This window comes from Burkholderia sp. LMU1-1-1.1, assembly GCF_040675865.1.
Lineage (GTDB): Bacteria > Pseudomonadota > Gammaproteobacteria > Burkholderiales > Burkholderiaceae_D > Rugamonas.
Genome location: NZ_JBEGHG010000085.1, coordinates 1 through 201 on the forward strand (window position 1 = coordinate 1; position 201 = coordinate 201).

The window sequence follows — 201 nt, forward strand, 5'->3', positions numbered from 1 at the left end:
GAATCTGGAAGTAGTAAGTAATATGGGTAATGAAGTTGTATCAACGCTCGCACAACGTACTTCTCATTCACCACAACCTGCTAAGGTTATAGGGACAAGCCGTACGGGCAATTAGTATCAGTTAGCTTAATGCATTACTGCACTTCCACACCTGACCTATCAACGTCCTGGTCTCGAACGACCCTTCAAAGAGCTCAAGGC

The 201-nt window shown here is 45.3% G+C and carries 1 rRNA gene; it reads right to left on the bottom strand.

The annotated features are described in order from the left end of the window. Nucleotides 1-90 precede the first annotated feature (90 nt). Nucleotides 91-201, bottom strand: a 23S ribosomal RNA gene (locus tag MRBLMU1_RS31325); the annotation flags it as partial.